The organism is Bacillus sp. USDA818B3_A (genome assembly GCF_009928415.1).
Taxonomy (GTDB): Bacteria; Bacillota; Bacilli; order Bacillales; family Cytobacillaceae; genus Neobacillus.
In genome coordinates this window covers 125,398-149,431 of the sequence record NZ_JAABNN010000006.1, presented here as the reverse complement: position 1 = coordinate 149,431, position 24,034 = coordinate 125,398, and the positions used below count along the sequence as shown (strand labels likewise).

24 protein-coding genes, 3 tRNA genes and 3 other RNA genes are annotated in these 24,034 nt (G+C 38.0%); 23 read left to right on the top strand and 7 right to left on the bottom strand.

Going from position 1 to position 24,034, the window contains the following annotated elements:
• Positions 1-102: 102 nt before the first annotated feature.
• Positions 103-639, bottom strand: coding sequence for a cupin domain-containing protein (locus GXK58_RS13365; protein ID WP_237389659.1), 537 nt, complete (start codon positions 637-639; stop codon positions 103-105).
• Positions 640-906: 267 nt separating this feature from the next.
• Between GXK58_RS13365 and GXK58_RS13360 the strand changes: the two genes are divergently transcribed.
• Positions 907-1,911 (top strand): aldo/keto reductase, encoded by a 1,005-nt coding sequence (locus GXK58_RS13360; protein ID WP_160723601.1) that lies wholly within the window; start codon positions 907-909, stop codon positions 1,909-1,911.
• A gap of 64 nt (positions 1,912-1,975) precedes the next feature.
• Here the strand turns inward: GXK58_RS13360 and GXK58_RS13355 are convergent, their stop codons facing one another.
• Positions 1,976-2,845 carry a DMT family transporter gene (locus GXK58_RS13355; protein ID WP_160723599.1) on the bottom strand — a complete coding sequence of 290 codons (870 nt, stop codon included), beginning with the start codon at positions 2,843-2,845 and terminating at the stop codon, positions 1,976-1,978.
• 529 nt (positions 2,846-3,374) lie between these two features.
• On the opposite strand from GXK58_RS13355, the gene opuFA reads away from it, so the two are divergent.
• Genes opuFA through GXK58_RS13340 form a run of 3 tightly spaced genes read left to right on the top strand, consistent with a single transcriptional unit; the run spans position 3,375 to position 6,838 of the window.
• Positions 3,375-4,331: an osmoprotectant update ABC transporter ATP-binding subunit OpuFA gene (opuFA, locus tag GXK58_RS13350; RefSeq protein WP_160723597.1), complete on the top strand. Its 957-nt coding sequence runs from the start codon at positions 3,375-3,377 to the stop codon at positions 4,329-4,331.
• Positions 4,324-5,850 (top strand): osmoprotectant update ABC transporter permease/substrate-binding subunit OpuFB, encoded by a 1,527-nt coding sequence (opuFB, locus tag GXK58_RS13345; protein WP_160723595.1) that lies wholly within the window; start codon positions 4,324-4,326, stop codon positions 5,848-5,850. Before opuFA ends, opuFB begins: the two co-directional genes overlap by 8 nt.
• A 19-nt stretch (positions 5,851-5,869) precedes the next feature.
• A complete protein-coding gene (locus GXK58_RS13340; protein WP_160723593.1) occupies positions 5,870-6,838 on the top strand; it encodes a zinc-binding alcohol dehydrogenase family protein in 969 nt (322 codons plus the stop codon).
• 60 nt (positions 6,839-6,898) lie between these two features.
• Here the strand turns inward: GXK58_RS13340 and GXK58_RS13335 are convergent, their stop codons facing one another.
• The gene (locus GXK58_RS13335) at positions 6,899-7,315 is read right to left on the bottom strand and encodes a MerR family transcriptional regulator (protein WP_160723751.1); all 417 of its coding nucleotides are present in this window, start codon (positions 7,313-7,315) and stop codon (positions 6,899-6,901) included.
• Between the two features lie 358 nt (positions 7,316-7,673).
• Here GXK58_RS13335 and GXK58_RS13330 point away from each other — a divergent pair, with 358 nt between their 5' ends.
• Together GXK58_RS13330 and GXK58_RS13325 are read left to right on the top strand one after the other, a co-directional pair.
• The gene (locus GXK58_RS13330) at positions 7,674-8,714 is read left to right on the top strand and encodes an NAD(P)-dependent alcohol dehydrogenase (protein WP_160723591.1); all 1,041 of its coding nucleotides are present in this window, start codon (positions 7,674-7,676) and stop codon (positions 8,712-8,714) included.
• Between the two features lie 512 nt (positions 8,715-9,226).
• A complete protein-coding gene (locus GXK58_RS13325) occupies positions 9,227-9,361 on the top strand; it encodes a BA3454 family stress response protein (RefSeq protein ID WP_160723589.1) in 135 nt (44 codons plus the stop codon).
• Between the two features lie 135 nt (positions 9,362-9,496).
• Here the strand turns inward: GXK58_RS13325 and GXK58_RS13320 are convergent, their stop codons facing one another.
• Together GXK58_RS13320 and GXK58_RS13315 are read right to left on the bottom strand one after the other, a co-directional pair.
• Complete coding sequence (locus GXK58_RS13320; protein WP_160723587.1) at positions 9,497-9,880, bottom strand: DUF1398 family protein; 384 nt, start codon at positions 9,878-9,880, stop codon at positions 9,497-9,499.
• Positions 9,881-9,972: 92 nt separating this feature from the next.
• The gene (locus GXK58_RS13315) at positions 9,973-10,458 is read right to left on the bottom strand and encodes a hypothetical protein (RefSeq protein ID WP_160723585.1); all 486 of its coding nucleotides are present in this window, start codon (positions 10,456-10,458) and stop codon (positions 9,973-9,975) included.
• A gap of 271 nt (positions 10,459-10,729) precedes the next feature.
• On the opposite strand from GXK58_RS13315, the gene GXK58_RS13310 reads away from it, so the two are divergent.
• Together GXK58_RS13310 and ffs (GXK58_RS13305) are read left to right on the top strand one after the other, a co-directional pair.
• Positions 10,730-11,620: an NAD(P)-dependent oxidoreductase gene (locus GXK58_RS13310; RefSeq protein ID WP_160723583.1), complete on the top strand. Its 891-nt coding sequence runs from the start codon at positions 10,730-10,732 to the stop codon at positions 11,618-11,620.
• A gap of 204 nt (positions 11,621-11,824) precedes the next feature.
• An RNA gene (gene ffs / locus GXK58_RS13305) (signal recognition particle sRNA small type) lies at positions 11,825-11,909 on the top strand.
• Between the two features lie 67 nt (positions 11,910-11,976).
• Here the strand turns inward: ffs (GXK58_RS13305) and GXK58_RS13300 are convergent.
• A complete protein-coding gene (locus tag GXK58_RS13300) occupies positions 11,977-12,735 on the bottom strand; it encodes a DUF3891 family protein (RefSeq protein WP_237389668.1) in 759 nt (252 codons plus the stop codon).
• 201 nt (positions 12,736-12,936) lie between these two features.
• On the opposite strand from GXK58_RS13300, the gene GXK58_RS13295 reads away from it, so the two are divergent.
• From GXK58_RS13295 to GXK58_RS13235, 13 genes are all read left to right on the top strand, one after another.
• Positions 12,937-13,027, top strand: a tRNA-Ser gene (locus GXK58_RS13295).
• Between the two features lie 9 nt (positions 13,028-13,036).
• Positions 13,037-13,399, top strand: a transfer-messenger RNA (tmRNA) gene (gene ssrA / locus GXK58_RS13290).
• Positions 13,400-13,491: 92 nt separating this feature from the next.
• Positions 13,492-13,567 (top strand) — tRNA-Thr (locus tag GXK58_RS13285).
• Between the two features lie 4 nt (positions 13,568-13,571).
• Positions 13,572-13,643: transfer RNA gene (locus GXK58_RS13280), tRNA-Asn, on the top strand.
• An RNA gene (gene ffs / locus GXK58_RS13275) (signal recognition particle sRNA small type) lies at positions 13,643-13,728 on the top strand. The genes GXK58_RS13280 and ffs (GXK58_RS13275) overlap by 1 nt, the downstream gene beginning before the upstream one ends.
• A gap of 120 nt (positions 13,729-13,848) precedes the next feature.
• Positions 13,849-14,067, top strand: coding sequence for a hypothetical protein (locus GXK58_RS13270; protein WP_160723579.1), 219 nt, complete (start codon positions 13,849-13,851; stop codon positions 14,065-14,067).
• 34 nt (positions 14,068-14,101) lie between these two features.
• Positions 14,102-14,431, top strand: a complete 330-nt coding sequence (locus GXK58_RS13265; RefSeq protein WP_160723577.1) for a DUF1904 family protein — start codon at positions 14,102-14,104, stop codon at positions 14,429-14,431.
• Between the two features lie 163 nt (positions 14,432-14,594).
• On the top strand, positions 14,595-15,503 hold the full coding sequence (locus tag GXK58_RS13260) for a helix-turn-helix domain-containing protein (protein WP_160723575.1): 909 nt from the start codon (positions 14,595-14,597) through the stop codon (positions 15,501-15,503).
• A 106-nt stretch (positions 15,504-15,609) separates the two neighbouring features.
• Complete coding sequence (locus GXK58_RS13255) at positions 15,610-17,115, top strand: alpha-glucosidase/alpha-galactosidase (protein WP_160723573.1); 1,506 nt, start codon at positions 15,610-15,612, stop codon at positions 17,113-17,115.
• 506 nt (positions 17,116-17,621) lie between these two features.
• Positions 17,622-18,860 carry a serine/threonine transporter SstT gene (sstT, locus tag GXK58_RS13250; protein ID WP_160723571.1) on the top strand — a complete coding sequence of 413 codons (1,239 nt, stop codon included), beginning with the start codon at positions 17,622-17,624 and terminating at the stop codon, positions 18,858-18,860.
• A gap of 264 nt (positions 18,861-19,124) precedes the next feature.
• A complete protein-coding gene (locus GXK58_RS13245; RefSeq protein ID WP_160723569.1) occupies positions 19,125-19,403 on the top strand; it encodes a hypothetical protein in 279 nt (92 codons plus the stop codon).
• 259 nt (positions 19,404-19,662) lie between these two features.
• Positions 19,663-20,745, top strand: coding sequence for a mechanosensitive ion channel family protein (locus GXK58_RS13240; protein ID WP_160723567.1), 1,083 nt, complete (start codon positions 19,663-19,665; stop codon positions 20,743-20,745).
• A 274-nt stretch (positions 20,746-21,019) separates the two neighbouring features.
• On the top strand, positions 21,020-21,196 hold the full coding sequence (locus GXK58_RS13235) for a DUF3934 family protein (protein WP_160723565.1): 177 nt from the start codon (positions 21,020-21,022) through the stop codon (positions 21,194-21,196).
• A gap of 114 nt (positions 21,197-21,310) precedes the next feature.
• On the opposite strand, the gene GXK58_RS13230 is transcribed toward GXK58_RS13235, so the two are convergent.
• The gene (locus tag GXK58_RS13230) at positions 21,311-22,297 is read right to left on the bottom strand and encodes a glycoside hydrolase family 43 protein (RefSeq protein WP_160723563.1); all 987 of its coding nucleotides are present in this window, start codon (positions 22,295-22,297) and stop codon (positions 21,311-21,313) included.
• A 365-nt stretch (positions 22,298-22,662) separates the two neighbouring features.
• Here GXK58_RS13230 and GXK58_RS13225 point away from each other — a divergent pair, with 365 nt between their 5' ends.
• Positions 22,663-22,827, top strand: coding sequence for a hypothetical protein (locus GXK58_RS13225; protein ID WP_160723561.1), 165 nt, complete (start codon positions 22,663-22,665; stop codon positions 22,825-22,827).
• 195 nt (positions 22,828-23,022) lie between these two features.
• Positions 23,023-23,862 carry a D-alanyl-D-alanine carboxypeptidase family protein gene (locus tag GXK58_RS13220; RefSeq protein ID WP_160723559.1) on the top strand — a complete coding sequence of 280 codons (840 nt, stop codon included), beginning with the start codon at positions 23,023-23,025 and terminating at the stop codon, positions 23,860-23,862.
• Positions 23,863-24,034: the final 172 nt, after the last annotated feature.

The window sequence follows — 24,034 nt, the reverse complement described above, 5'->3', positions numbered from 1 at the left end:
AAGATTAATAATACCACCATTATAAACATTACAAAGAAATACCCACGCACAGGGGATTTACTCTGAATAGGAGTAAAGTCCTGTTCGCGGGTAATTAGTATTCTATCGTTCCGCCGCTAATGCCTGTGCCTTAGTTACATGAACCGTGCCAGCAGGATGTTGTGGAGGAGCATAAATAGAATACAATTTCATAGGAATATTACCTGTATTCGTTACATTATGCCAAGTGCCTGCAGGGATCATTATGGCAAAATCATCATAAACGTTTTGAACAAAGTTTAAGTGGTCTTTACTCTTGCCCATTTGAACAACGCCTTGACCTTGTTCAATCCTTAAGAATTGGTCAATGTTCGGGTGAATTTCTAAACCGATATCTTCTCCAACATTAAGACTCATCAAAGTAACTTGTAAATGATTTCCTGTCCATATAGCAGTACGATAGGTATTGTTTTGTTTCGCAGCCTCATTAATATTAATTACAAATGGTTTCCGCCCATAATCTTTTTCCCTATAACTCGCACCATTATCATTAACATTCCAGTGATAAGGCTGTCTTGTATAATGATGATAGTTGGAAAAATTAGCAGGATAATTATTAGATTGGTATGGGTATGGATACATCCATGGGTTATTGTACACCTTATTCAATCCCTTCACAGAATTATACAGATTATCCTATGTGTTTTTTATGGGAATGGTCCTTATATTAATCAGTTAGTCAAATATAAATAGAGGTGTACGTCGTTTATATTTTGATAAAAATAAAGAATTTATTGAACAATTTTAACAGATGTGTTCATTAATAAACAAATTGTGCTCATTTAACAATTGTAAGAATCACGTATATTTTTATACTGAAAATGTAAGATTAAAAAGATTTGTTTAATTGGAAAGTGAGGACTTTAAATGGAATATACCAAACTTGGTAACACGGGGTTAGATGTATCCAGGCTTTGTCTAGGTTGTATGGGTTTTGGAGAAAAGGAACGTTGGATGCATCCGTGGGTAGTAGATGAAGAGAGCAGTCGTGCAGTTATTAAAAAAGCAATTGAGTTAGGGATCAATTTTTTTGATACTGCGAACGTTTATTCAGATGGGACGAGTGAAGAATTTCTCGGGCGGGCTCTTAAAGATTTTTCAAATCGAGATGAAATGGTCATTGCAACAAAGGTTTATTTTCCGTTAGGCAAAGATTTAAACAGCATGGGTCCGAACAGCAAAGGATTATCCCGAAAACATATTATGAGCGAAATTGATAAGAGTCTTATACGCCTTGGAACGGATTATGTGGATCTGTACCAGATTCATCGATGGGATTACCACACACCAATTGAAGAGACAATGGAAGCCCTCCATGATCTAGTGAAGGCGGGTAAGGTAAGATACATAGGTGCATCAGCCATGTATGCCTGGCAGTTTTTGAAGGCGAACCATGTGGCTGAGAAAAATGGCTGGACCCGATTTGTATCGATGCAGAATCATCTTAACCTCATTTACCGTGAGGAGGAACGGGAGATGCTGCCGTTATGTAGGGAAGAAAAAATCGGCGTGATCCCATACAGCCCGCTTGCATCGGGTAGGTTAACCCGTGATTGGTCGGAAGACACGCTTCGTTCTGAAACCGATGCAACTCAAAAATCTAAATACGGTGCTACCGAAAATAACGACCAATTTGTGGTAGAGCGAGTGGCGGAAATCGCTAAAAAACATGGTGTACTTAGATCCCAAATTGCACTAGCATGGTTACTGCAGAAAGAACCAGTCACCGCTCCGATTATCGGTGCGACGAAAATTTCTCATCTTGAAGATTCAGCAGGTGCGTTATCGGTTAAATTAACGGCTGAAGAAGTGGCGTATTTAGAAGAGCCTTATGTTCCTCATCCAGTAGTTGGTGCTTTAATTTCTAGATAATAGTTTTTTTAAAAAAGAAACCCTGATTTCCTTTGATAAAGAAGGAAATCAGAGTTTTTAATTATTATTGTTTCTCAAAGATGACGAATAAAACACCAGCGAAAATTAAGATCGTGCCTATCCAAAAGGTGACACCTATGCTCTCGCCAAGTATAAGCCAGCCAAGTAAAGTCCCAACCAGGGGCTGGAAGAAGAAAAATATCCCACCACTTGAGGCGTTAAGCATTTGTAATCCACGATTCCAAAGCAGAAATCCACTCGCTGTTGAAATAATACCCAAATATAAAAGTCCTCCCCAAATGGCCGGGTGAGTCAGTTGAGATAGGTTAACTTTTTGTAACTCAACAAAAGGAGTCAACACGATTAAAGCAACCAAAATGGAATAGGTGGTTACCACAATTTGTGAATATTCACTCGGTAATCGCTTGACGAGTACAGACATAAGCGCCCATGTAACAGCTGCAATAAATAGTGAAATCCCGCCAAGTTTACTAGACATATTTATATCGCCAATTCCCACAATAAGAAGGACCCCCATTGTTGCTAAACAAACAGAGATTCCCTTTTTTAACGTCAACCGTTCTTTAAGGATTAAGCGTGCAAATATAACCATAAATGCTGGGGTAGAAGAAGTTATCATCGCTCCCATTTGTGCGGTGGAAAGCATAGTACCAGTTTCCTGGGCCACGATTGAAATAGCATTACCAATAATCCCAATGGCTATGATGATTAAGAAATAACGCTTTTCGATTCGCCAATTTTGTTTTGTAAGAAGACCTATAAATAGGAGAGCAACAATGGCCACTAGGTATCGCATCCACACAAGTTCCAGCAGAGGTATAACCGATACTACAACTTTCACAACAACGTACATTCCGCCCCAAATACTTGAAGCTAAAATTAAATATAAAGAACCTAATAAGGTATTTTTCATTTTTGTACCCTCCGTTATTAATCCTTTTTGATCCTGCTCTAAACGGAGAGATGTAGTCACCTTCACGCTATTAAGAGCAGAAGAGTGCTACTGGTACATCATTTTCAAATAATGGAGTCCAATACATTTCATTCACCTCTAGTCCAATCTAATTACAATTTTTTGTTTTTTATTATAGCATAGAATATTTGCCATTTATTGTTTTATAGATATAAGGTTATTTCTGAAAGTCATAGTATTCCTGAACTTAATGGTCAGCGGTCGCTGTACTGTTTTATTTTTGACTAGGTCATAACGTGAAAAAGAAAGCAAATAAACCTGTTTTTATTTGAAAAAACATAGATATCTATATATAATAAAAAACGTGATGAAATGTAATACAGCGTCAATAGGGGGAAATCAGGTAGAATAGTTGCTAGAAAAATCTTAAAAGCTTTCATTTTTTTCGTGCAATACATAGATATCTATCTAATTGAAATTTATAAGAGATTGAGATAGGGTAAGCTACTAAAAAAAAGGAGAGGTAAAAATGATCCGTTTTGAACATGTCTCGAAACAATTTCCTAATGGGACCTTTGCTGTGAAATCTTTAGATTTTGAAATAAAGAAAGGCGAATTTTTTGTCTTAATCGGACCTAGTGGTTCGGGAAAGACAACGACCTTAAAAATGATTAATCGCCTCATTGACTTATCAAAAGGGCGGGTGTGGATAAATGGTCGAAAAATAAGCGACTATGATATCAATGAACTTCGTTGGAATATTGGCTATGTTCTTCAGCAAATTGCACTTTTTCCACACATGACCATTGCTGAAAATATTGCCGTTGTACCTGAACTAATCAATTGGGACAAAGAAAAGATTGCTGATCGGGTGGATGAATTGCTGAAAATGGCAGATCTTGACCCAAAAGAATATCGAAATCGCAAACCTAGTGAACTTTCGGGCGGACAACAGCAGCGAGTAGGTGTTATAAGAGCTTTAGCTGCGGATCCTGAAATTATTTTAATGGACGAACCCTTTAGTGCGCTTGATCCATTTAGCCGGGAAAAATTGCAGGATGATACGCTTGAAATACAACGAAACCTGAAAAAAACAATTGTGTTTGTTACCCATGACATGCAGGAAGCTCTAAAGCTAGGAGATCGTATTTGTTTGATGAAAGAGGGTGAAATTGTTCAGATTGGCACTCCACACGAATTTATAACCAATCCTGTCAATGATTTTGTGCGTGACTTCGTTGGCAGCCGTCATTTAACTATTAAGTTGAATGAACTTATTACACCTGTTCAAGCAGGACAGGAAATTTCATCTGATACGAAGACCATTTCTTTATTAACGCGGGTAGATGAGGCAGTAGAGTATCTTGCAATGTTCGAACAAATTTCTGTAGAAGACAATGGAAAAGTAATTGGTATAATCCACAGGCAACATGCACTTAAAGTCATGTCCCACTATTTGAGAGAAGGGGGGCAAGCTCATGAATAATTTAATAAGTGTATTAGCAGCAAGGAAATCCCAGCTTCTTACCGCTCTCTTACAGCATATTGAAATTTCGTTAATCGCTCTTTTTTTCTCATTAATTATTGCGATTCCACTAGGAATCTATTTAACAAGAAAACAAAGATTGGCTGAATATATCATTGGCATTACTGGTGTGCTGCAAACCATCCCTTCTTTAGCTTTATTAGGACTTTTGATTCCATTATTCGGGATAGGAACTATCCCTGCCGTAATCGCGCTAATCGCTTATGCTCTCCTTCCACTATTACGGAACACCTATACGGGAATTAAAGAAGTAGAACCTTCCTTATTGGAAGCCGCTAGTGCGATGGGAATGAATAGAAGAAAAAGATTATTAAAAGTCGAGCTGCCTTTAGCGATGCCTGTCATTATGGCGGGGATCCGAACAGCTGCCATTTTTATAATAGGAACGGCCACAATTGCTTCACTGATTGGAGCTGGTGGATTAGGGGATATTATTCTACTTGGAATATCCCGGAATGATTATTCACTAATTATCCTAGGAGCTGTGCCGTCCGCACTATTAGCGATTATTTTTGATCTGTTGCTCCGAAGACTCGAAAGAATTTCTTTTAAAAAGATCATGGCGGCATCTGTTGCTTTCGCGCTAGTGATCGTTCTTATCGTTGGATCAATGCTTGGTCCAGCCTTTCTTCAAAAGGAGCAAAAGCCGATTGTCGTCGCTGGAAAATTCGGTCCGGAGCCTGAAATACTGGACAATATGTATAAATTACTGATCGAAGAAAATACAGATTTGAATGTGGAGTTAAGAACCGGTCTAGGCGATACGACCTTTGTTTTTAATGCATTGAAATCGAAGGATGTAGATGTTTATCCGGAGTTTTCGGGAACTGCCATAATCAATTTTCTAAAAGAGAATCCTGTTAGTACAGACAGTAAAGAAGTGTACACCCAGGCAAAAGAAGGGATGGCAAAAAAATATCACATGACATTGCTATCTCCGATGAAATTTAATGACACCTATGCCATAGCGGTCCCGGAAGATTTTGCAAAAAAGTATCATCTGAAAAAGATTTCCGACCTTGTAAAAGTTGAACAGTATGTAACGGCTGGTTTTGACCCTGAGTTTGCTGACATACAGGATGGGTATCCCGGTTTGGCTCAAAAATATGGATTGAATTTTAAGGTGGTGACATTGGATCCGTCTGTAAGATATCATGCTATCCAATCAGGCAAAGTGAATCTGATGAATGCCTATTCAACGGATGGTGAACTGCAAAAATACCACCTGGTGGTGCTTGAAGATGATAAGCATTTCTTCCCGCCCTATCAAGGATCGCCTTTATTGCGGCAAGAAACGATCGAAAAATACCCAGAGATTGTACCAGCATTGAATAAACTAGCTGGAAAGATTACCGACAGCCAAATGCAAAAAATGAACTATAAAGTGGGTGTCAAAGGAAAAAAAGCCGAAGATGTGGCGAGGGACTTCTTAACCAGGGAAGGTCTTCTGAAGAAATAATGGATAAGGAGGAGTTAACATGAAAGCAGTTGTTTTGGAAAAACCCTGTACGGCAAGTGAATTGGCTGTACAGGAAGTTCCGGTTCCAGAAGTAAAGCCTGGGTGGGTGCTGGTTAAAATTAAGGCGTTCGGTATTAACCGGTCGGAGATTTTTACTCGACAGGGGGATTCTCCGTCCGTCAAGCTCCCGAGAATTATTGGAATCGAATGTGCAGGAGAAATTGCAGATCCATCAGATAGTTCTTTTCAAAAAGGTCAGCGGGTTGTATCCCTGATGGGGGGACTTGGACGTGAGTTTGATGGGAGCTACGCAGAATACGCCCTAATACCAGCCTCCCAAGTTTACCCGATTAACAATGATATGGACTGGGTAAAACTGGCGGCCATTCCCGAAATGTATTACACGGCATACGCTTCCCTTTTTGATACACTGCGAGTTACAAAAGGAGAAACTTTACTTATCCGCGGGGGAACAAGCTCTATCGGACTAGCTGCGCTGCAGCTTGCTAAAAGTGCTGGTGCTATTGTGATTTCGACTACTCGAAACACAAATAAGCAGGAATTTTTAAAAGTATATGGTGCAGATTTTGTGTTACTTGATGATGATAGCTTATCAGAACAACTATTCTCTCTTTTTCCAAATGGCGTGAACAAAGTTTTAGAACTAGTAGGGACTGTCACATTAAAAAGTTCACTTAAGTTACTCGCTGAACATGGAATCCTATGTATGACAGGGATCCTGGGTGGTGAATGGGTGGCGGACAACTTTGAGCCTATGATTGATATTCCTTCTGGGGCCTATTTTACTCAGTTTGATAGCGGAGTGAATTTTAAAGAGAAATTGCTCGTCGAACTGTTCGGACATATTGCACAACATAAAATGGACGTTCCCATTGCTGAAGTGTTCCCACTCGATGAAATCGCCCAGGCGCATCTCCTGATGGAAAGTAATAAAGCTAATGGAAAAATTGTTGTAGTGAATTCCTAATTATAGTGTAAGTGATATAAATAGAGCCCCCTGTCTATCTATAATAAACAGGGGGCTTTTTTAATTTGTAATGGGAATTTCCATCTTATTATTTCTATGAATGTCTTCCGTACCGGCATCCAATGCAGTCTTGTAATAAAAGCATTTATGCTCAATGACCTCTATCGTTTTTCTTAGTTCCTCTATCTGTGCTTCCACTGTAGCTTTTCTTTCCATAAACATGTCATATCTCTGCTGCAATGTGGAATCTCCTTCAGAGCACCAATCAATGAAACTTTTAATTTCTTTGATTGGCATCCCGGTGGATTTTAAACATTCAATTACTTTTAAAGCGGCGATATCAGATTCTTTAAACAATCGTGTTCCGCTTGATGTCCGTTCTACAAAAGGAATAAGACCCTCCTTGTCGTAGTAACGCAAGGTATATGGCGTGAGGTTTAATTCTTTTGCGACTTCGCCGATCGAATAGGTCTTCATCATTTATCCCCCGATTCTTCATAATATAGACTAGACTTAGAGTTAACTCTATGAATAAAGAGGATCGTATCACGCTATTTGCTGGATGTCAAAGTTCATCTTAAAGGGAAGGTAGTATATCTATTAAAAAAGTATTGATAGCTTTTGTTAATATTTTTGAAATGGAATCTGATTGGCCGGAGAACTTCAATAAAAAAATAGTTAATTGCTTGACTTAGAGTTAACTATAAGGGTTACCATAGTTTTGCAAGAGAAAAAAAGGGAAGAAAAGAGGAGAAAAGTGGAATTTTGATCTGCATTCCCATTTACATCTACTAAAAGTTTATTCTCTTGAAATATATTTTTTGGAGGTTTTTTAATGATTACTGCTAAAGCAAGAGCTGTCGACGGTCCTGACAAACCGTTCCGAGCAGCTGAAATTAACCGTCGTGATCTTGATTCACGTGATGTTTTGATTGAAATTAAATATGCAGGCATCTGCCATTCTGACATTCATACAGCCCACGGCGAATGGGGTCCCGTAAACTATCCGCTCGTACCTGGACACGAGATTGCCGGAATTGTCACAGCTGTAGGAGCAGAAGTTACAAAGTACCAGATCGGTGACAGGGTAGGGGTTGGCTGTATGGTTGACTCCTGCGGTGAATGCGAGAACTGCCGTAAAGGGGAAGAACAATACTGTCTTAAAGGAAATGTCCCTACATATGCTGGTGTTGACAAATATGGCGAGCCTACACAAGGTGGTTATTCTACCCATATTGTCGTAACAGAAGAGTTCGCAGTTAGAATTCCTGATAACATCGAGCTTGATGCGGCTGCCCCATTACTTTGCGCAGGTATTACAACCTATTCGCCATTAAACCATTGGGGAGCTGGCCCAGGTAAGAAAGTAGCGGTTGTTGGTATGGGAGGCCTGGGGCATATGGCTGTCCAAATTGCCCATGCTATGGGTGCTGAAGTCACTGTTTTATCTCAAACATTGAAGAAAAAGGACGATGGCTTGCAATTAGGGGCAGACCACTACTATGCGACAAGCGATGAGGAAACATTCCAAAAACTTGCCGGCACGTTTGATCTTATTATTAATACGGTGAGTGCAAAGATTAACCTTGATGCATATATCTCACTGCTAACTCTGGATGGTACTCTAGTAAATGTTGGTGCACCTGCCGAGCCGCTTTCACTAAATGTATTCTCTCTTATCGGTCATCGCCGCTCGTTTGCAGGGTCAATGATCGGAGGCATTCGTGAAACTCAGGACATGTTGAACTTCTGTGCAGAGCATAACATTGCTCCGATGATTGAAGTCATTTCAGCCGACCAAATTGATGAAGCCTATGAACGAGTATTAGCTTCAGATGTGAAGTACCGATTCGTAATTGATATCAGCACCATGTGAGTTAAGTAATTCTTAGGAAAAAGTTTATCTAATCAAGTAGAGCAACTTATTTTATATATTTCTGAGTAAGTTATTCAATTAATCAATACTAGAGTATAGTTTATTATCCGTTTCTCATATTTGGGAAACGGCTTTTTTTGTGTGGAATTATATATAAACACCAAACCGTCCGTCGCAGGCATAACTTTTTCCTCCCAAGAGATGAGACCACTATCTTTTTGTACAAAACCTTTTATTCAATAAATTTCGACATTATTCTGCACTAATAGAGATGAAAGAAATCAGATAAGAAATTAGGATCAATAAAACGCTTACTGATTTTATTGACTTTACGCCTCATTAACGATTACAGCCATTCTATCTATTAGGTATTAAATCGACAATTTGTCAAATCATGACTTTTTTTATAACTTTCCTCTGAATAATTTTATTAGTAAAATAAAAAAAGTTAAAAAACGAATAAAAACATACAAATATAATTCACATAAGTTTTAATAAAGGAGAATGAAAAAATGTACAACTACACTATCTATGTAACACTTAATGGTAAAACTTATCAAACGAATGTATTGGCTACCAAAGATCAAACAGAAGAAGAGATTAATCAGATCGCAAAAGAACAAGTAATAAAACAGTGGGCCAGTTAAATCATAATCTGAATACAAAATAATGGAAGCTGTCTTTTGGCAGCTTTATTTATTTTCATAGAGAAGATAGAAATGAAAAAAACTTCAATTATCTTGTCCAATATTTATTTTGCGTAATCGTAAACCTTTAAATGCTTAAAGTTGAAGTGGTTCTACTATTTGATCACCATTCATTCCGAAGTAAATGGACTTTTTCTCTCTTATATTTACAGTATAGGTTGAAATTCCTGCATTAGCTATTTCGCGAAGAAAGTCTAAAAAGGGGAGAGCTATATAATTAATTGCTTTTAATGCTTGATCCCGATTAAATTGATCTGAAATTATGAAGTCAACTTGTGGGTCAGTCTCTAGCTCTGAGTGCTCACCTTTATAGGTTGCTTGACCTGTAGCAACATTAATCGTGTATTGGGATACCCCGATTTTCACTAATTCCTCCAAAAATTCAGCAAAGCTTGTTTTTCCTGTACTTCTTCTTTCAATAATCTTATGTAACTCTTCCTCGGTCAGCTTTTCAGTCATACTCTTTCCTCCTTATGAAGAGTGGGTCTATGAAAGTAGATTCCATTTGGAAAGGAAAAGAAAGATAGATACTCTTTTTCCTTTTTGTTCATTTAATACTTTAATTCATTGTTAGTTATACTCTTTTTTTCTAATCTGCAAATCCAATTATAATAACCAACCAATATTAATAGAAGGATGGGATTTAAAAATAGCGAATGCCATAGCGTCCACCATCCATAATGGAAATACCCCCAAGGCTCTGGAAATAACGTCATCGATTCGTAAAGTAATAATCCAATCTCCCATCCGGCAATATACAATATTTTCTTCATTAGTTCCTTTTTATAAGGAAAGAAATTTAGAAAAATAACATTTACTGGCGGTACTAAAAAAATAAGTACTAAAAACGAATTCCAATCGACACTTTTAGAGAAATACCAATAACCATGATATTTAAGATCAATATATACATCAAAGATCGTTTGGAGTGCAATAGTAAATACCCAAATATGGACCATTTGACTGATAGAAAGCTTCTTTTTAATTTTTAGTGCTATTAGATTGAAAATACCGATGGAGAAGATAAGACCAACCATAAAAGCCTCCCATTTATCTATTTATACGAGTCATTCTAACCAAATAAAAACATAAGATACCTCTCCACAAATACTTTGAATATACTAGTTATATTGGTTCATTATGTTTAAAGCTGATTTGAATTATAAGAGGGGGTGAATCTTAAACTGGAAGCCAAATTTGGCTTCCGGTTATTTTATGGAAAGAAAATCAACTATCCTGAAGGAAATTAGGATGTGTTGGTTGAATTTTAGAGTGGACTTATTTTTTAACTAGAGGAGTGTTAGATAAATGAAAATTGGTTTTATCGGTTTAGGAACGATGGGTCTTCCAATGGCAAAGAATTTGCTTAAAAATGGTTATGAACTAACGGTTTTTAATCGTACAAAAGAGAAAATGAATGATTTAAAGAGAGAAGGGGCTATCACTGCTGGTTCTCCAAAGGAGGTGGCTTTGCAAAGTGATATCGTATTCACGATGCTAACTGCCGATGCTGCAGTTGAAGAAGTAGTACTTGGAGAAAATGGTATTATTTACGGTGCGCATCCAGGATTAATCGTGATCGATTCAAGTACAATCTCTCCATCAACAAGCAAAAAAATGGCAAGCGCTCTATCACAGCATGAGGTGGAAATGCTTGATGCTCCAGTTACTGGCAGTGAGCCGCAAGCTATTGAGGGAATTCTTACCTTTATGGTAGGTGGTAAAAAAGATATTTTTGAAAAATGTATGCCTTTGTTTTTAGCGGCCGGGCAAGGTGCTTATTATATGGGTGAACATGGTAAGGGCTCTTATACGAAGTTAGCTAATAATATCATGTCTGCTATTAATTTAATTTCGTTCACAGAAGCCGTTACAATGGCAACAAAAGCAGGGATTGACCCAGAAATTTTTGTCAAAGTTGTCAATGGCGGAGGAGCAAGAAGCGGTCAAGTAGACAATAAAGCACCTAAAATAATAAATCGTGATTTTACTCCTCATTTTATGACCAATCTAATACATAAAGATTTAGGTTTAGCATCCGAGGTGGCCAAAGAGTTAGAAGTTTCTACACCCGTTCTTGCCATAGTCAAAGAACTTTTTCAAATGGCGAAAGCCAAAGGTTATGGTACAGAAGATATGAGTGCTGTGATTAAGTGCTATGAAGAATGGGCCGGAGTTACAGTGGAAAAAGTTAAATAAATGTCAGGATCTTTCTGTCCCCAGTGTTTCCATATCACTTGGTACTTTTACCATAAAACAAAATCATTCTAAATAATTTAATAATTAGGCTTTACTTTACCAAAATTTACAGGTTCCTTTCAATATTGAGAGATGCTATATTTGTTTTGTAAGTTCTTCATACAGATGTACTCAGGCGGGTAGGTTCTTTGCCTTACTTGCGGAGTCATAACTCAACAAGGGCACTAGGAACAGGTCAGGGCGGGAACGCAGCAGCCATAACTAGTGAAATTGTGTGGGTTATTTACATAAAATGGTATTGAAGCACAGAACTCTTTGAGTTTTGTGCTTTTTTATATAATCTAAAATAATCTCTTTTAAATAAACGTGACAGTCCTTATAGAAGAAGGTGATTGGATATAACTTTGCACTAATCCGTTCAACCTTATATCCGATTTCTTTACTTCTTTAAATATTAAGTGAACCAGTAACTCTTTTTTAAGAGGTGAAATTGAAAGCGAAACGGTTTCTTGGTTTGTCCATTGTGCATGAATGGGTTGATTGTTTGCGAAAGGGAATAATTGTGGAAATCCGTTGCGAAAGAAGGGATGCGCATTTTCGCCGGGTTTATTTAATGAAATAAACAGGGAAAGGTTATCGCAAAACCTTAACATGTCAAGATGGTACATTAATACCTCTTCTTTATTTTTCTTCCCTTGTATCCCTAGTTCATTTAAAAGGCACTGCTGTCTTTTTATTTCCTTTTTCATAAATGCTTTTCCGATTGGATCGGTTTCGTTTTTAAAAAAAGCAGCAAAGTGCAAACTACAAAGAAGACCGGCATACTTATTACTTTGTGCTACTTCATCTATTCCTTTTTTATAGGAAGTAGTTTTCGCTTCCATTGGGTAGTTTTCAAAAGAGAAGGGTTTTTGTTCTTGGTCGTTCCATAAAGGAGTAGAATCTAGATCAATCCAACCTCGATCATGTTCATAAATAGAAAGAACTACATCTTCTTTTCTGTCTATACCATTAAATAAGTCATCTCTCCAATTTCGGGCAATTTCACCTGATATTTTTGCATGGTCGTGTTGAGAAATCATGATAAAGCTATGTTCATACTCACATATAATCATTTTTCTCAAACCTTTCTATGAGTGATATAAAATAATTATACACGAGAAGAGCCAAAAACTCTTCGTAAGAGTCATTAGATCATGCAATGATTATTATTAGTACTTTTGGACTACCAAATTTTACAGCTTCCATCGAATGAGAAGAGATGATATATTCTTCTTGTAAGTTCTTCGACGGAACTTACGGGTAAGTGTTTATACAGAGAAGTACTCAAGAGGCTGAAGAGGCGCCCCTGCTAAGGGTGTAGGTCGGGTAACCGGCGCGAGGGTTCAAATCCCTTCTTCTCTGCCATTAAAATATGGGAATGTCTTGGTATCGACAGGGATCGTTTGAACTTATATGGCGAGTCGGGGGTATCGTCCTCGTAAAAAACGATAAAGCCTAATAACTGGCAAATCAAACAACAACTTCGCTTTCGCAGCCTAATTTAGGCCGCTAGCGGTTCCGTCCTCCATCGTCCATGTGGAGGGAAGGGACTCATTTCAAGTGGACTACGCCGAAACCCGCCGTCCTGAGGGTTTAGGAAGAGACTAACCAGACTAGCTGTTTCAATGCCTGTCAGTAGGCTAAAGAAGCCAGTGAAATGAAATATACTGACTACACTCGTAGAAGTATAAGCGGCAAGGTCTTTGCACACGGGTTCAACTCCCGTCATTTCCACTCAAACATCTTAAATATTTTGCAGAAAAAATTCAAAAAGGTATTGAATAGGCTATCGCTAATTTGTATAATATAATCATGACGTAAGGATATATGCCGGTTTAGCTCAATTGGTAGAGCAACTGACTTGTAATCAGTAGGTTGGGGGTTCAAGTCCTCTAGCCGGCACCATTATTCCGCAGTAGCTCAGTGGTAGAGCTATCGGCTGTTAACCGATCGGTCGTAGGTTCGAGTCCTACCTGCGGAGTCATAGTTCAACAAGGACACAAGGAATCAGGTCAGGGCGGGAACGCAGCAGCCTTAACTTGTGGAATTGTGTGGACTATTACATAGGACGAAACAAAACGCTAAACTTTCGAGTTTAGCGTTTTTCTTTTTACTTAGAGCAATTAAAATGTTTAAATAGAATACATAACAAAAATGCAGTACTTATTAAGAGAGGAGTTGTAAGAATGAGTAATGATCAAACAGTGACATCATTTTCTGCAAATAAAAAATGGCTGGCTATTCCAAAGGAGATACGTAAAAAACTAGAGCAAAATGTATGGTGTAGTTCATGTTCGGAGGCAGTCACCATTGAAAAATATGTCGTTGAGGATTCGCCGGCAGGAATTGTTTTAAAAGGTAAATGCAAACAATGCGGCCGCGATGTCGCAAGGGTCATCGATTAGCATTTTGACTAACAACATTCAGGAGGAATGACATGTGCCCCAATTAATTTTTAAAGGGATAACAGTAGAGCAAGTAAAAACAATAAGCACGTCATTAGTAGAGGAACTAGCCGACCTTTGCGAGTGTGAAACGGACAATTTTTCCCTTGAAATCATTCATTCTACTTTTGTATTTAATAAAGACGAGGTTCAGTCATTTCCTTTTATAGAGGTCAAATGGTTTGATCGCGGGCAGGAGATTCAGGATCAATTTGCTGCAATCATCACAAAACATCTTCATTCGATCGATATTCCTGAACTAGAAGTGGCTTTTAGTGTATTCTTGGAGTCGGCTTATTATTATAACGGTAAAAGCTTTGCATAAATCATTGGGGTAATTAAAAAACTTCAAAAACAGCGCAATTTTTGCGCTGTTTTTTCTTGTTGATATATTTAATTTTTCCTTAATGATCATTTTCGGTAAAGGAATAACGACAGCTTTTGTCAAAATAAAAAGAATACAAGAATGTTTGTTCAAGGAGCCCAAAATGATAAAAAGCAGCCTTTACGATCTTGCGTTAACTACAGGAGAGTTTCTTCCAGAAGTTGTCGCCTATTACTATAAGCAGTGGGACCACTATTTCATGCCTTTTCATGCCCATAATCAGGTAGAAATTATGTATGTAATTGAGGGCCGTTGCTGCGTTGCAACTGAGGGTGAGTCACTTTTTATGAAAAAAGGAGATTTCATCGTCATTGATGCCGAAGTCCCACATCGTCTGTCAGTAGATAAGGGCAGCCCTTGCCGAATGCTGAATATTGAATTCCGCTTCCGGGATCAAAAAGGAATATTTCCCTCAATCAAAAATTTTGCGGAGGAAGATCAGGCATTTTCCCGTCTGTTAAAATTGAATGCTCCTTATCTTCTCTTAAAGGATCCGAATGAAGTTTATTTTGTCTTAAAAAATCTCGTTTTGGAAATGGATGAAAGTGGAAAAGAAAGTCGATTAATGGTGCAGCTGCTGCTCTCGGAACTCTTGATTCGAATTGGGAGATTAGCAGTTGAAGCCAAGGTCAATGAACCGCAGCAGCAAACGAATCTTTATGTAAAAAAAGTAATGGCCTTTCTCCATGAGAAATATGATTGTGAGATTCAGATGAAAGATATTGCTGCAGATGTGAATCTTCATCCTGGCTATCTTCATCGGATTTTTAAAAATCAGACCGGTTTAACAGTGATGGAGTATCTTACTTCAGTGAGAATGGAAAAGGCCAAAATGCTGTTAGCTGAGACGGAAATACCGCTAATCGAAATATCGGATTATATTGGGATTAACAGCAGGCAATATTTTAGTTCTCTTTTTAAAAAATATACACAACAGACACCTGTAGAATATCGAAAAGCAGCCATTCTACAAAAGGAATTTGTCTCTTGGGGCAAAGCAGGGGGAAAGTGAGGATTTTATAAATTTGCTACTATCAGAAGTTACTATTTTGATAACGTTTACAACCAATATCCTGATAAAATCACTTTAGAATCTTTTATTGAAGGAGAGTTGCTTAATGTCATTTAAAGTTACTTTTATCGGAGCAGGAAGCATTGGTTTTACAAGAGGACTATTACGAGATCTTTTAGCGGTCCCAGAATTTAAACAGGTCGAAGTGGCATTCACTGATATCAACCCGCACAATCTGCAAATGGTGACTGAGCTTTGCCAGCGCGATATTAATGAAAACGGGCTCGACATCCAAATCCAGTCCACCTTAAATCGGCGGGAGGCCCTGAGAGATGCCAGGTATATTTTCTCCGTGGTCCGAATTGGAGGGCTGGAAGCCTTTCAGACCGATGTGGATATCCCACTAAAATATGGGATTGATCAATGTGTGGGCGATACTCTTTGTGCAGGCGGAATTATGTATGGCCAGCGTGGAATTTCAGAGATGTTGAATATTTGTAAAGATATCCGCGAAGTGGCGGAGAAGGACTGCTTGCTGTTGAACTATGCCAATCCCATGGCAATGATGACCTGGGCGTGCAATAAATACGGCGGGGTGAAAACGATTGGTCTTTGCCACGGTGTCCAGCATGGCCATAAACAAATTGCTGATGTTCTTGGGTTAACAAAAAAGGAAGTCGATATTGTTTGTGCCGGTATCAACCACCAAACTTGGTATGTCCAAGTTAGACACAAGGGCGAGGACATGACTGGAAAGCTGCTCGAAGGGTTTGAGAATCATCCGGAATACAGTCAAACAGAAAAAGTCCGCATCGACATGCTTAGACGTTTCGGATATTACAGCACTGAGTCCAATGGACATTTAAGTGAATATTTACCATGGTACCGAAAACGTCCAGAAGAAATTAAAGAATGGATTGACCTAGGCAGCTGGATCAACGGCGAAACGGGCGGTTATTTAAGAATTTGTACGGAGAGCCGAAATTGGTTTGAGACTGATTTCCCGAATTGGATGAAGGATCCCGCCCTGCTTTATAAACAGGAGAACCGCAGTGAAGAACACGGTTCATATATTGTTGAAGGTTTAGAAACTGGCAGGGTGTATCGCGGACATTTCAATGTCGTTAATAATGGCGTTATTTCAAATCTTCCGGACGATGCGATTATCGAGGCACCAGGTTACGTCGATGGTAACGGGATTAGCATTCCAAGAGTCGGTGACCTCCCGTTAGGTTGTGCGGCCGTATGTAATGTGAGTATTTCCGTTCAGCGTCTTGCAGTAGAAGCTGCCGTTAACGGAGATGACATGCTCTTGCGTCAAGCAATGATGATGGACCCGCTAGTAGGAGCGGTTTGTAATCCAAAGGAGATTTGGCAATTGACTGATGAAATGCTGGTAGCACAGGAAAAATGGCTGCCGCAGTATAAAGCGGCTATCGAAAAAGCAAAAGGGAGACTTTCCTCTGGTAATCTCATTCCAACAAAACAAAATACAGGGGCTGCAAGACTTCGTATCAAGACTGTTGAGGAAATGGCCCAAGACAGGGAGGCAGCCAACCGGGTTGCTGGTGAGTCAGACAAGGCAAAGGTTCGTCCAACAGCAGCAAAGTAAGATAGGGCTTATAAGACAAGAGAATACTACAAAAATAAAGTGGATAATTGTGTCTAACCCCTGAATAATCAAATTATTCAGGGGTTTTTCTTATAAAGAATGTCTTTAAATGTATGAATTTTGCAAGTATAATAAAATATTGTAAATAAAATTAATTTTTCGTTAATATGAACATCATTTTTAGCTTAATTAATATTATTTATTTTATTTTGGAGGATCGATTAATTTAATTTCGAATGTTCGTGTTTTACCAATCAAAAATATTTAGTATTATTGAAGTAAAAGTAAAATGATATTGTAATATATTTATATTTTCATTATAATAGTAAAAAGTTAGAGAAATCTAATAAAATAACAAAATCCGAACATTTTTATCTTCGGATCACAAAAACGTTCAGCTCTCTGTTTCATTAGTACGAACAAGCTAGTGGAATAGGCCGATATACCATATATAAATTGGCATTGGACTGATGTATTTTTATCTATACTTCTAGGGGGGACTATCTTTGAAAAATGTAATTAAAAAATGGAATCAAATCAGTCTGGTCAAGCAGATCATTATCGGTTTGATTGTTGGAATCATACTAGCCGTAACGATTCCAGAAACAGCTAAGCCAGTGGTCATCCTGGGTTCCTTATTCGTAGGGGCTTTAAAAGCCATCGCACCTGTATTGGTACTCTTCCTGGTAATGTCAGCCATCGCGCAGCACAAAAAAGGCCATCAAACCAATATGAAATCGATTATTATCCTATATCTTTTAGGAACCTTTTTAGCCGGTTTAATTGCTGTCGTTGTAAGCTTTATCTTTCCTGTCAGTATTTCCCTTGCCAAAAGCGCGGAGGACGTGACCGCGCCAGGTGGTGTGGCGGAAGTTCTTAAATCCTTACTAATGAATGTGGTGGATAACCCTGTTAGTGCCATCTCTAATGCGAATTACATTGGAATTTTAGCATGGGCCATTCTTCTTGGTTTAGCATTAAAGAATGCCTCTGACACGACCAAAACGTTGATTTCAAATTTTTCAGATGCGGTTTCCAAAATGGTTACTTGGGTCATTAAGTTGGCTCCATTCGGTATTATGGGTCTAGTCATCGAATCTATTACAGCTAATGGCATTGCCTCATTGCTAAGCTATGGCAAATTATTGGCTGTGTTGATTGGCTGCATGCTCTTTGTTGCACTTGTAGTAAATCCAATCATCGTGTTCGTTAATATCCGTCAGAATCCATATCCGCTTGTTTTTAAGTGTCTAAAGGAGAGCGCGATTACTGCTTTCTTCACTCGCAGCTCTGCCGCCAATATTCCTGTGAATATGAGGTTATGTGAAGATTTACGATTGGATAAGGATTCTTATTCTGTATCCATTCCGTTAGGCGCGACCATCAATATGGCCGGGGCTGCGGTTACAATTTCTGTTCTTACACTTGCAGCAGTGCATACATTAAACATCCATGTAGATATCCCTACTGCGTTTATCCTTAGTTTATTATCTGCGATTTGTGCTTGTGGTGCATCAGGTGTTGCAGGCGGCTCACTTTTACTGATCCCGCTTGCTTGCAGCTTGTTCGGCATTCCTGGGGATGTTGCGATGCAAGTCGTAGGAGTAGGTTTTATCATCGGAGTGCTGCAAGACTCTTTTGAAACCGCCCTTAACTCTTCCACAGATGTTCTTTTTACAGCAACAGCTGAATTTAAAAAGTGGAGAAAAGAAGGAAGAACGATTGATATTCAAAAAGTTTCATAAAAATTGGGGCGAAGCTTGCATGTCAGGCTTTGCCCTTCTTTAAGCCTATAATTTGAAGTTATGGAAAAAATGTCAATAAGGTGAAATTGTTTTTAAGAGCATGTAAAAAAGTAGTAGATAACTTGAAAACAGTATTGATATTTCAAATAAGATGGATATAATGAATATGGTGATTAAAAGAACAATCTTTTATCTCCCAAAGAGGTTACAGAACACCAGATAATGGTGATAAAATAAAACGAATAAAACGAAGGAGCAAGAACGATGAAGTTTCCTAAAAATATTATTTTAGATTCTATTGCCGAACGTAGAAACGATGAAAATTATGGTCTGGAATTTGTTCAAGAACTTGGGAACGATGATGCAGGTTATTCCGAAATGGTTGTCATTATTTTCAAATACAAAGACAAATATTATAGTGTCGATATCCAGCATGTCAATGGGGAGAACAATTACGATCATTGGGAAGACGAAGTGGAATGTCCTGAGGTTGTAAGAAAAGAGGCAATTCAATATTATTGGGAAGAAGTTAAGATTAAATAGAATGATAACATCTAAGTGAAACCTGTCGTCTCTTGTTGACGATGGGTTTTTTAATCTTAATTTAAGAATTGCATGATTAACTTATTACTATACATAGCTTTCTTTGAGATTACTACCCATCAATCTGAGACTTTTGATGTATTCAAATCTCTTAGTAAAAAAGTTATTATTATGCGTTGTAATGATGTAAAAAAGTATTTGTAAAAAGAGGGAAGGTATTTTAAAAATGTCTTTAAGTTCGTTTGTAATGGGGTTTTCAATGGCAGAGATAAACTATGACATCTTAAAAGATTTAGGAATTTCTATAGGAATTTTGCTACTGTTTATTCTTTTTAGAAACCTATTTACAAAGTATGTGTTCCAATTGATCTTGAAACTGTCAAGGAAGACACCAACAGATTTTATAACTCAAATATGTTTAGGGTTTGAACGTCCTTTAGGTTGGTTCTTTATTATTTTAGGTTTGTATGTTGCAATGGATTACTTTCCATTTATGGAACAGCACAATGTCTTATTTTTAAAATTTCTACGTTCTATGGTGATTGTTCTCATTACTTGGGGACTGTTTAATTTATCTTCGCCAACATCGGGTTTATTAATAAGTGTGAATCAAAAGCTAAATAATAAGATTGATTTAATTCTGATTCCTTTCATATGTAGAATCATCCGTGTGATTATGATTGCGATCAGTATTAGTATTATTGGTCAAGAGTTTGATTATGACGTCAATGGGCTGGTAGCCGGCCTCGGCTTAGGCGGCCTGGCATTTGCTCTCGCTGCAAAAGAAGCGGTTGGAAATCTCATTGGCGGCGTGGTTATTGTCACCGAGAAACCTTTTTCGATTGGGGATTGGATTTTAACACCAAGTGTTGAGGGGACAGTAGAAGACATTAACTTTAGGAGTACGAAAGTCCGGACATTTAGTCAAGCTCTTGTAACGGTACCTAATTCAACCCTTGCCAACGAGCCGATTACTAACTGGAGCCGGATGGGGAAAAGACGTATCACTTTCCACTTAGGATTAAACTATCAAACGACCAAAGAACAAATTAAAAGGGTTGTAGAAAAAATGGAACATATGTTGAGAACCCATGAAGACATTCACCCGGATACGATTATGGTCGCATTCGATCATTATAATGAAAGCAGTCTCGATATTCTAGTTTACTTTTTCACAAATTCGACGGTTTGGGCAGAACACGTGAAAATTAAGCACGAAATCAATCTGGCCATCATGGGCATCTTAGAGGCAGAGGGAGTAGAAGTGGCTTTCCCAAGCCGAACTCTTTACGTTTCACCGCAAACTAATGAATTACTCCAAACAATGGGATCTTATGATTGATAGTAGATTTAGTTTTTTCAGAGGAAACCTATGTTTATGGATTTTTTTGTGAGTAGAGTTACTGTTCTACTGGATACTATAAAACATATTTCTGAGCCTAGCCGATTGGATAGGCTCTTTTTTAAGTAGGATACACTCAAAACATGGTGAAATATCATTTTAAAAAATAGAATTGCTCTCTTTTTATCTTTATGTATGGTATACTGCATCGTGCTTGGATAAAAGATAAGTAAAATGGACAAAACAAAACCGTATATAATATTGGAGTGATTATATGAATAAAACTAAGGGTAAAGGCGGAACGGGCAGAGGAACAGGAAAAAAGGGATGGAATCGGTGGAAAGCTAGTGCTAACCGAGCTAAGAGCGCCAAACCTTATGTTAGTAAAGGCGCTAAAAAATCGGATGTATCAAATTCCACTAGTAGTAATAAAGCTGATACATCCGAATAAAGTAACCTATTGTCGTTATTTTGCAGTAGCTTCCTATTCAAATTCAACAGTGGATATTCCCTAAACGAGAGAAGGCTGACCTCAAAGCTTTTTGAGAGTCAACCTTCATCCTAATTATTTATCACCATAAGGATCAATCGTTTGAATGGTTCTGTCTTCATTATATTTTAATTCTGTGAATTTCACAGAACGCTTATGGTTGACACCGTCTGACAATGAGCAATCATGATAGAACAGATACCACTTATCATTAAACTCAACAATTGAATGATGGGTAGTCCAGCCAATAACAGGTGTAAGAATCGTTCCTTTGAACTCAAATGGTCCTTGTGGATTTTCACTAACCGCATAAACAATTTTATGAGTGGTTCCAGTTGAATAGGATAGATAGTAAAGTCCATTGTATTTATGAACCCATGGACCTTCAAAATATCTTCGGTCTTCGTCACTTGCAAGGATCGGATTGCCGTTTTCATCTACAATTGAAATTTCCTTCGGTTCACTTTTAAAAGTCAGCATATCATCGCTTAACTCTGCGACTCTTGGTCCTAGTGCAGGTTCGTTTGGAGCCGGTCCTTCAGCATCTGGGTTAAATGTTCCCGTCTGCCATTTTTCCAATTGTCCTCCCCAAAGGCCGCCAAAATAAACGTAAGCTCTATCATCTTCATCTACTAACACAGCTGGGTCAATACTGAAGCTGCCCGGTATGTAATTTTCTTCGGCTTTAAAAGGTCCTGCTGGATTTGTGCTTGATGCCACGCCAAGTCTGAAAATACCATCTTTATCTCTAGCAGGGAAAAATAAATAATAGGTATTGTTTTTATAAGCAGCATCAGGTGCCCACATCTGTTTACTTGCCCATGGTACATCTTTTAAATGAAGCGCTTCTCCGTTATCTATACACGGTGCGTCTACATCATCCATTGATAAAATATGGTAATCTTCCATTGCATATTGATCTCCATTATCATTTGAAGGACCATCATGATCAAGGTCATGAGAAGGATAAATATATAGTTTGCCATCAAAGACATGTGCAGAAGGATCTGCTGTAAAAATATGTGTTACTAAAGGTTCATTCTGTTTTGAGTTTTTCCCCATAATAATAGCTCCCTATAAAAAAGTATTTACGCTTACATTCCTATTATACTGAACTTAGTTTACTTTGTATAGTGGGTCAACTAAGTTTTTTATCTTTATAGGATTTATTGAAAAAACCAGAATAATTTTATCAGTTTCAATCGGTCCAAGTTGGGTATCCAATAGACGTAATGAAAGATTCGTTACTACTCACTAATATGAAATAGGAAGCGCTTTCTGCTGACGGATTAAATCTGGTTGGAGGGGGACGAAAACGTTTTTAGTGATGGTGGATTTGCCAAAAAGGACTCTAATTTGGAGGATTGAATCACTAAGTAAACTCTTCTAATGCTTGTAAACAATGGAAGGGAAAGGGGGTGGCGGGTGTGGGTAATTTCCTTCGTAAAGCTGTGGAACAAAGAAGAAAAACTTTAATTAATCATTTGCATACCTTTAATCACTTTTATAAAGAGGAGGATTTTTCGCTCTGGTCTTTAACGGAATTAGAAGAGGAATACAAAAAAACTATTGTGGATAGCCAGCCTCTGTGAACAGGATCCTTGCAATGGACAAATAAAAAGAAACCATGAAATACGTAAACGTATTTTTAAAGACCTCAACCATTTGGGTTGGAGGTCTTCTTTTTATTGATTAAAACAAAACTTAAGTATTTCTGGAAAAAATGGAACAAAATAAAACGGCAAAGCCATTTTAAAGAATTGCGGATATTAAACTGGAGGAACATCATGGCAAACATCAAGAAAATCCTTATCGCAAGCCTCATAGCCCTTTTTGTAATGAATGCAATTTTCTCAATAAAGGTAAGTACAGCGGAAATGGAAGTTCCGCAAATTGCGGGTGAGTATGGAGTGGCGATAGATGCCTTAACTGGGGAGGTCCTTTACAACAAAAATGCCCATTCGAGAGCGTTTCCTGCAAGTATGACGAAAGTATTAACAGCCACTATTTTAGATGAACGCATGAAGGATGGGGAAATGTTGACGGTCAGCAGAAATGCTGCCAATCAAGAATGCATTTGTTTTGGGCTTACACCAGGAGAAAGGATCTCCAAACAAGACGCAATGAAAGCTTTATTGCTGTTAAGTGCGAATGATGTGGCTGTCGTTATCGCAGAAAATGTCGCTGGAAGCGAACCAGGATTCGCAGAACTTATGAACCAAAAGGTGAAGCAATGGGGGCTAAAGAATTCCCATTTTATCACACCTAGCGGTCTTCATCATCCCAGCCATTATTCCACTCCGTATGATATGGCTTTTATTACAAAAGAAGCCATTAACCATCCCAATGTTTTAAATGTGATGTCTGCTCAAGTAACAGAAGTTCATACAAGCAGGCAAGACAGAACCATTAGTCATTTAATAAATTTTCTCAGCAATCCCCATGTCATCGCTGGAAAGCCAGGGTTTACAGATCAAGCTCAGCATACGCTGGTTGAATATTTAAAAAAGGGCAACAAGGAAGTGATCTCTGTTGTCATGAAGTCAGATAAAAAGTCCAAGTACAAGGATATTCAGGCGATGGCAAACTATACGTTTGTACAAATGAAAACCCGATCTACTCACTAACAAATCAAATTCTATTCTAAAATTGCTGCTCACTTGAAAAAAATCCCTCTTTCCTATTAGAAATGGGGATTTTTAATACTGTTACAAAACAAAATAAATATTACCAATAATTTTTAAGAGATTCATATATTTTATTCTTGTACTACAACAATTTCAAAAACTATACTAATAG

Coding starts and splice junctions, on each gene's coding strand:
- GXK58_RS13360 (WP_160723601.1), top strand. CDS start 907: ATGGAATATACCAAACTTGGTAACACGGGGTTAGATGTATCCAGGCTT.
- GXK58_RS13355 (WP_160723599.1), bottom strand. CDS start 2,845: ATGAAAAATACCTTATTAGGTTCTTTATATTTAATTTTAGCTTCAAGT.
- opuFA (WP_160723597.1), top strand. CDS start 3,375: ATGATCCGTTTTGAACATGTCTCGAAACAATTTCCTAATGGGACCTTT.
- opuFB (WP_160723595.1), top strand. CDS start 4,324: ATGAATAATTTAATAAGTGTATTAGCAGCAAGGAAATCCCAGCTTCTT.
- GXK58_RS13340 (WP_160723593.1), top strand. CDS start 5,870: ATGAAAGCAGTTGTTTTGGAAAAACCCTGTACGGCAAGTGAATTGGCT.
- GXK58_RS13335 (WP_160723751.1), bottom strand. CDS start 7,315: ATGAAGACCTATTCGATCGGCGAAGTCGCAAAAGAATTAAACCTCACG.
- GXK58_RS13330 (WP_160723591.1), top strand. CDS start 7,674: ATGATTACTGCTAAAGCAAGAGCTGTCGACGGTCCTGACAAACCGTTC.
- GXK58_RS13325 (WP_160723589.1), top strand. CDS start 9,227: ATGTACAACTACACTATCTATGTAACACTTAATGGTAAAACTTATCAA.
- GXK58_RS13320 (WP_160723587.1), bottom strand. CDS start 9,880: ATGACTGAAAAGCTGACCGAGGAAGAGTTACATAAGATTATTGAAAGA.
- GXK58_RS13315 (WP_160723585.1), bottom strand. CDS start 10,458: ATGGTTGGTCTTATCTTCTCCATCGGTATTTTCAATCTAATAGCACTA.
- GXK58_RS13310 (WP_160723583.1), top strand. CDS start 10,730: ATGAAAATTGGTTTTATCGGTTTAGGAACGATGGGTCTTCCAATGGCA.
- GXK58_RS13300 (WP_237389668.1), bottom strand. CDS start 12,735: ATGATTATATGTGAGTATGAACATAGCTTTATCATGATTTCTCAACAC.
- GXK58_RS13270 (WP_160723579.1), top strand. CDS start 13,849: ATGAGTAATGATCAAACAGTGACATCATTTTCTGCAAATAAAAAATGG.
- GXK58_RS13260 (WP_160723575.1), top strand. CDS start 14,595: ATGATAAAAAGCAGCCTTTACGATCTTGCGTTAACTACAGGAGAGTTT.
- GXK58_RS13255 (WP_160723573.1), top strand. CDS start 15,610: ATGTCATTTAAAGTTACTTTTATCGGAGCAGGAAGCATTGGTTTTACA.
- GXK58_RS13245 (WP_160723569.1), top strand. CDS start 19,125: ATGAAGTTTCCTAAAAATATTATTTTAGATTCTATTGCCGAACGTAGA.
- GXK58_RS13240 (WP_160723567.1), top strand. CDS start 19,663: ATGGCAGAGATAAACTATGACATCTTAAAAGATTTAGGAATTTCTATA.
- GXK58_RS13235 (WP_160723565.1), top strand. CDS start 21,020: ATGAATAAAACTAAGGGTAAAGGCGGAACGGGCAGAGGAACAGGAAAA.
- GXK58_RS13230 (WP_160723563.1), bottom strand. CDS start 22,297: ATGGGGAAAAACTCAAAACAGAATGAACCTTTAGTAACACATATTTTT.
- GXK58_RS13220 (WP_160723559.1), top strand. CDS start 23,023: ATGGCAAACATCAAGAAAATCCTTATCGCAAGCCTCATAGCCCTTTTT.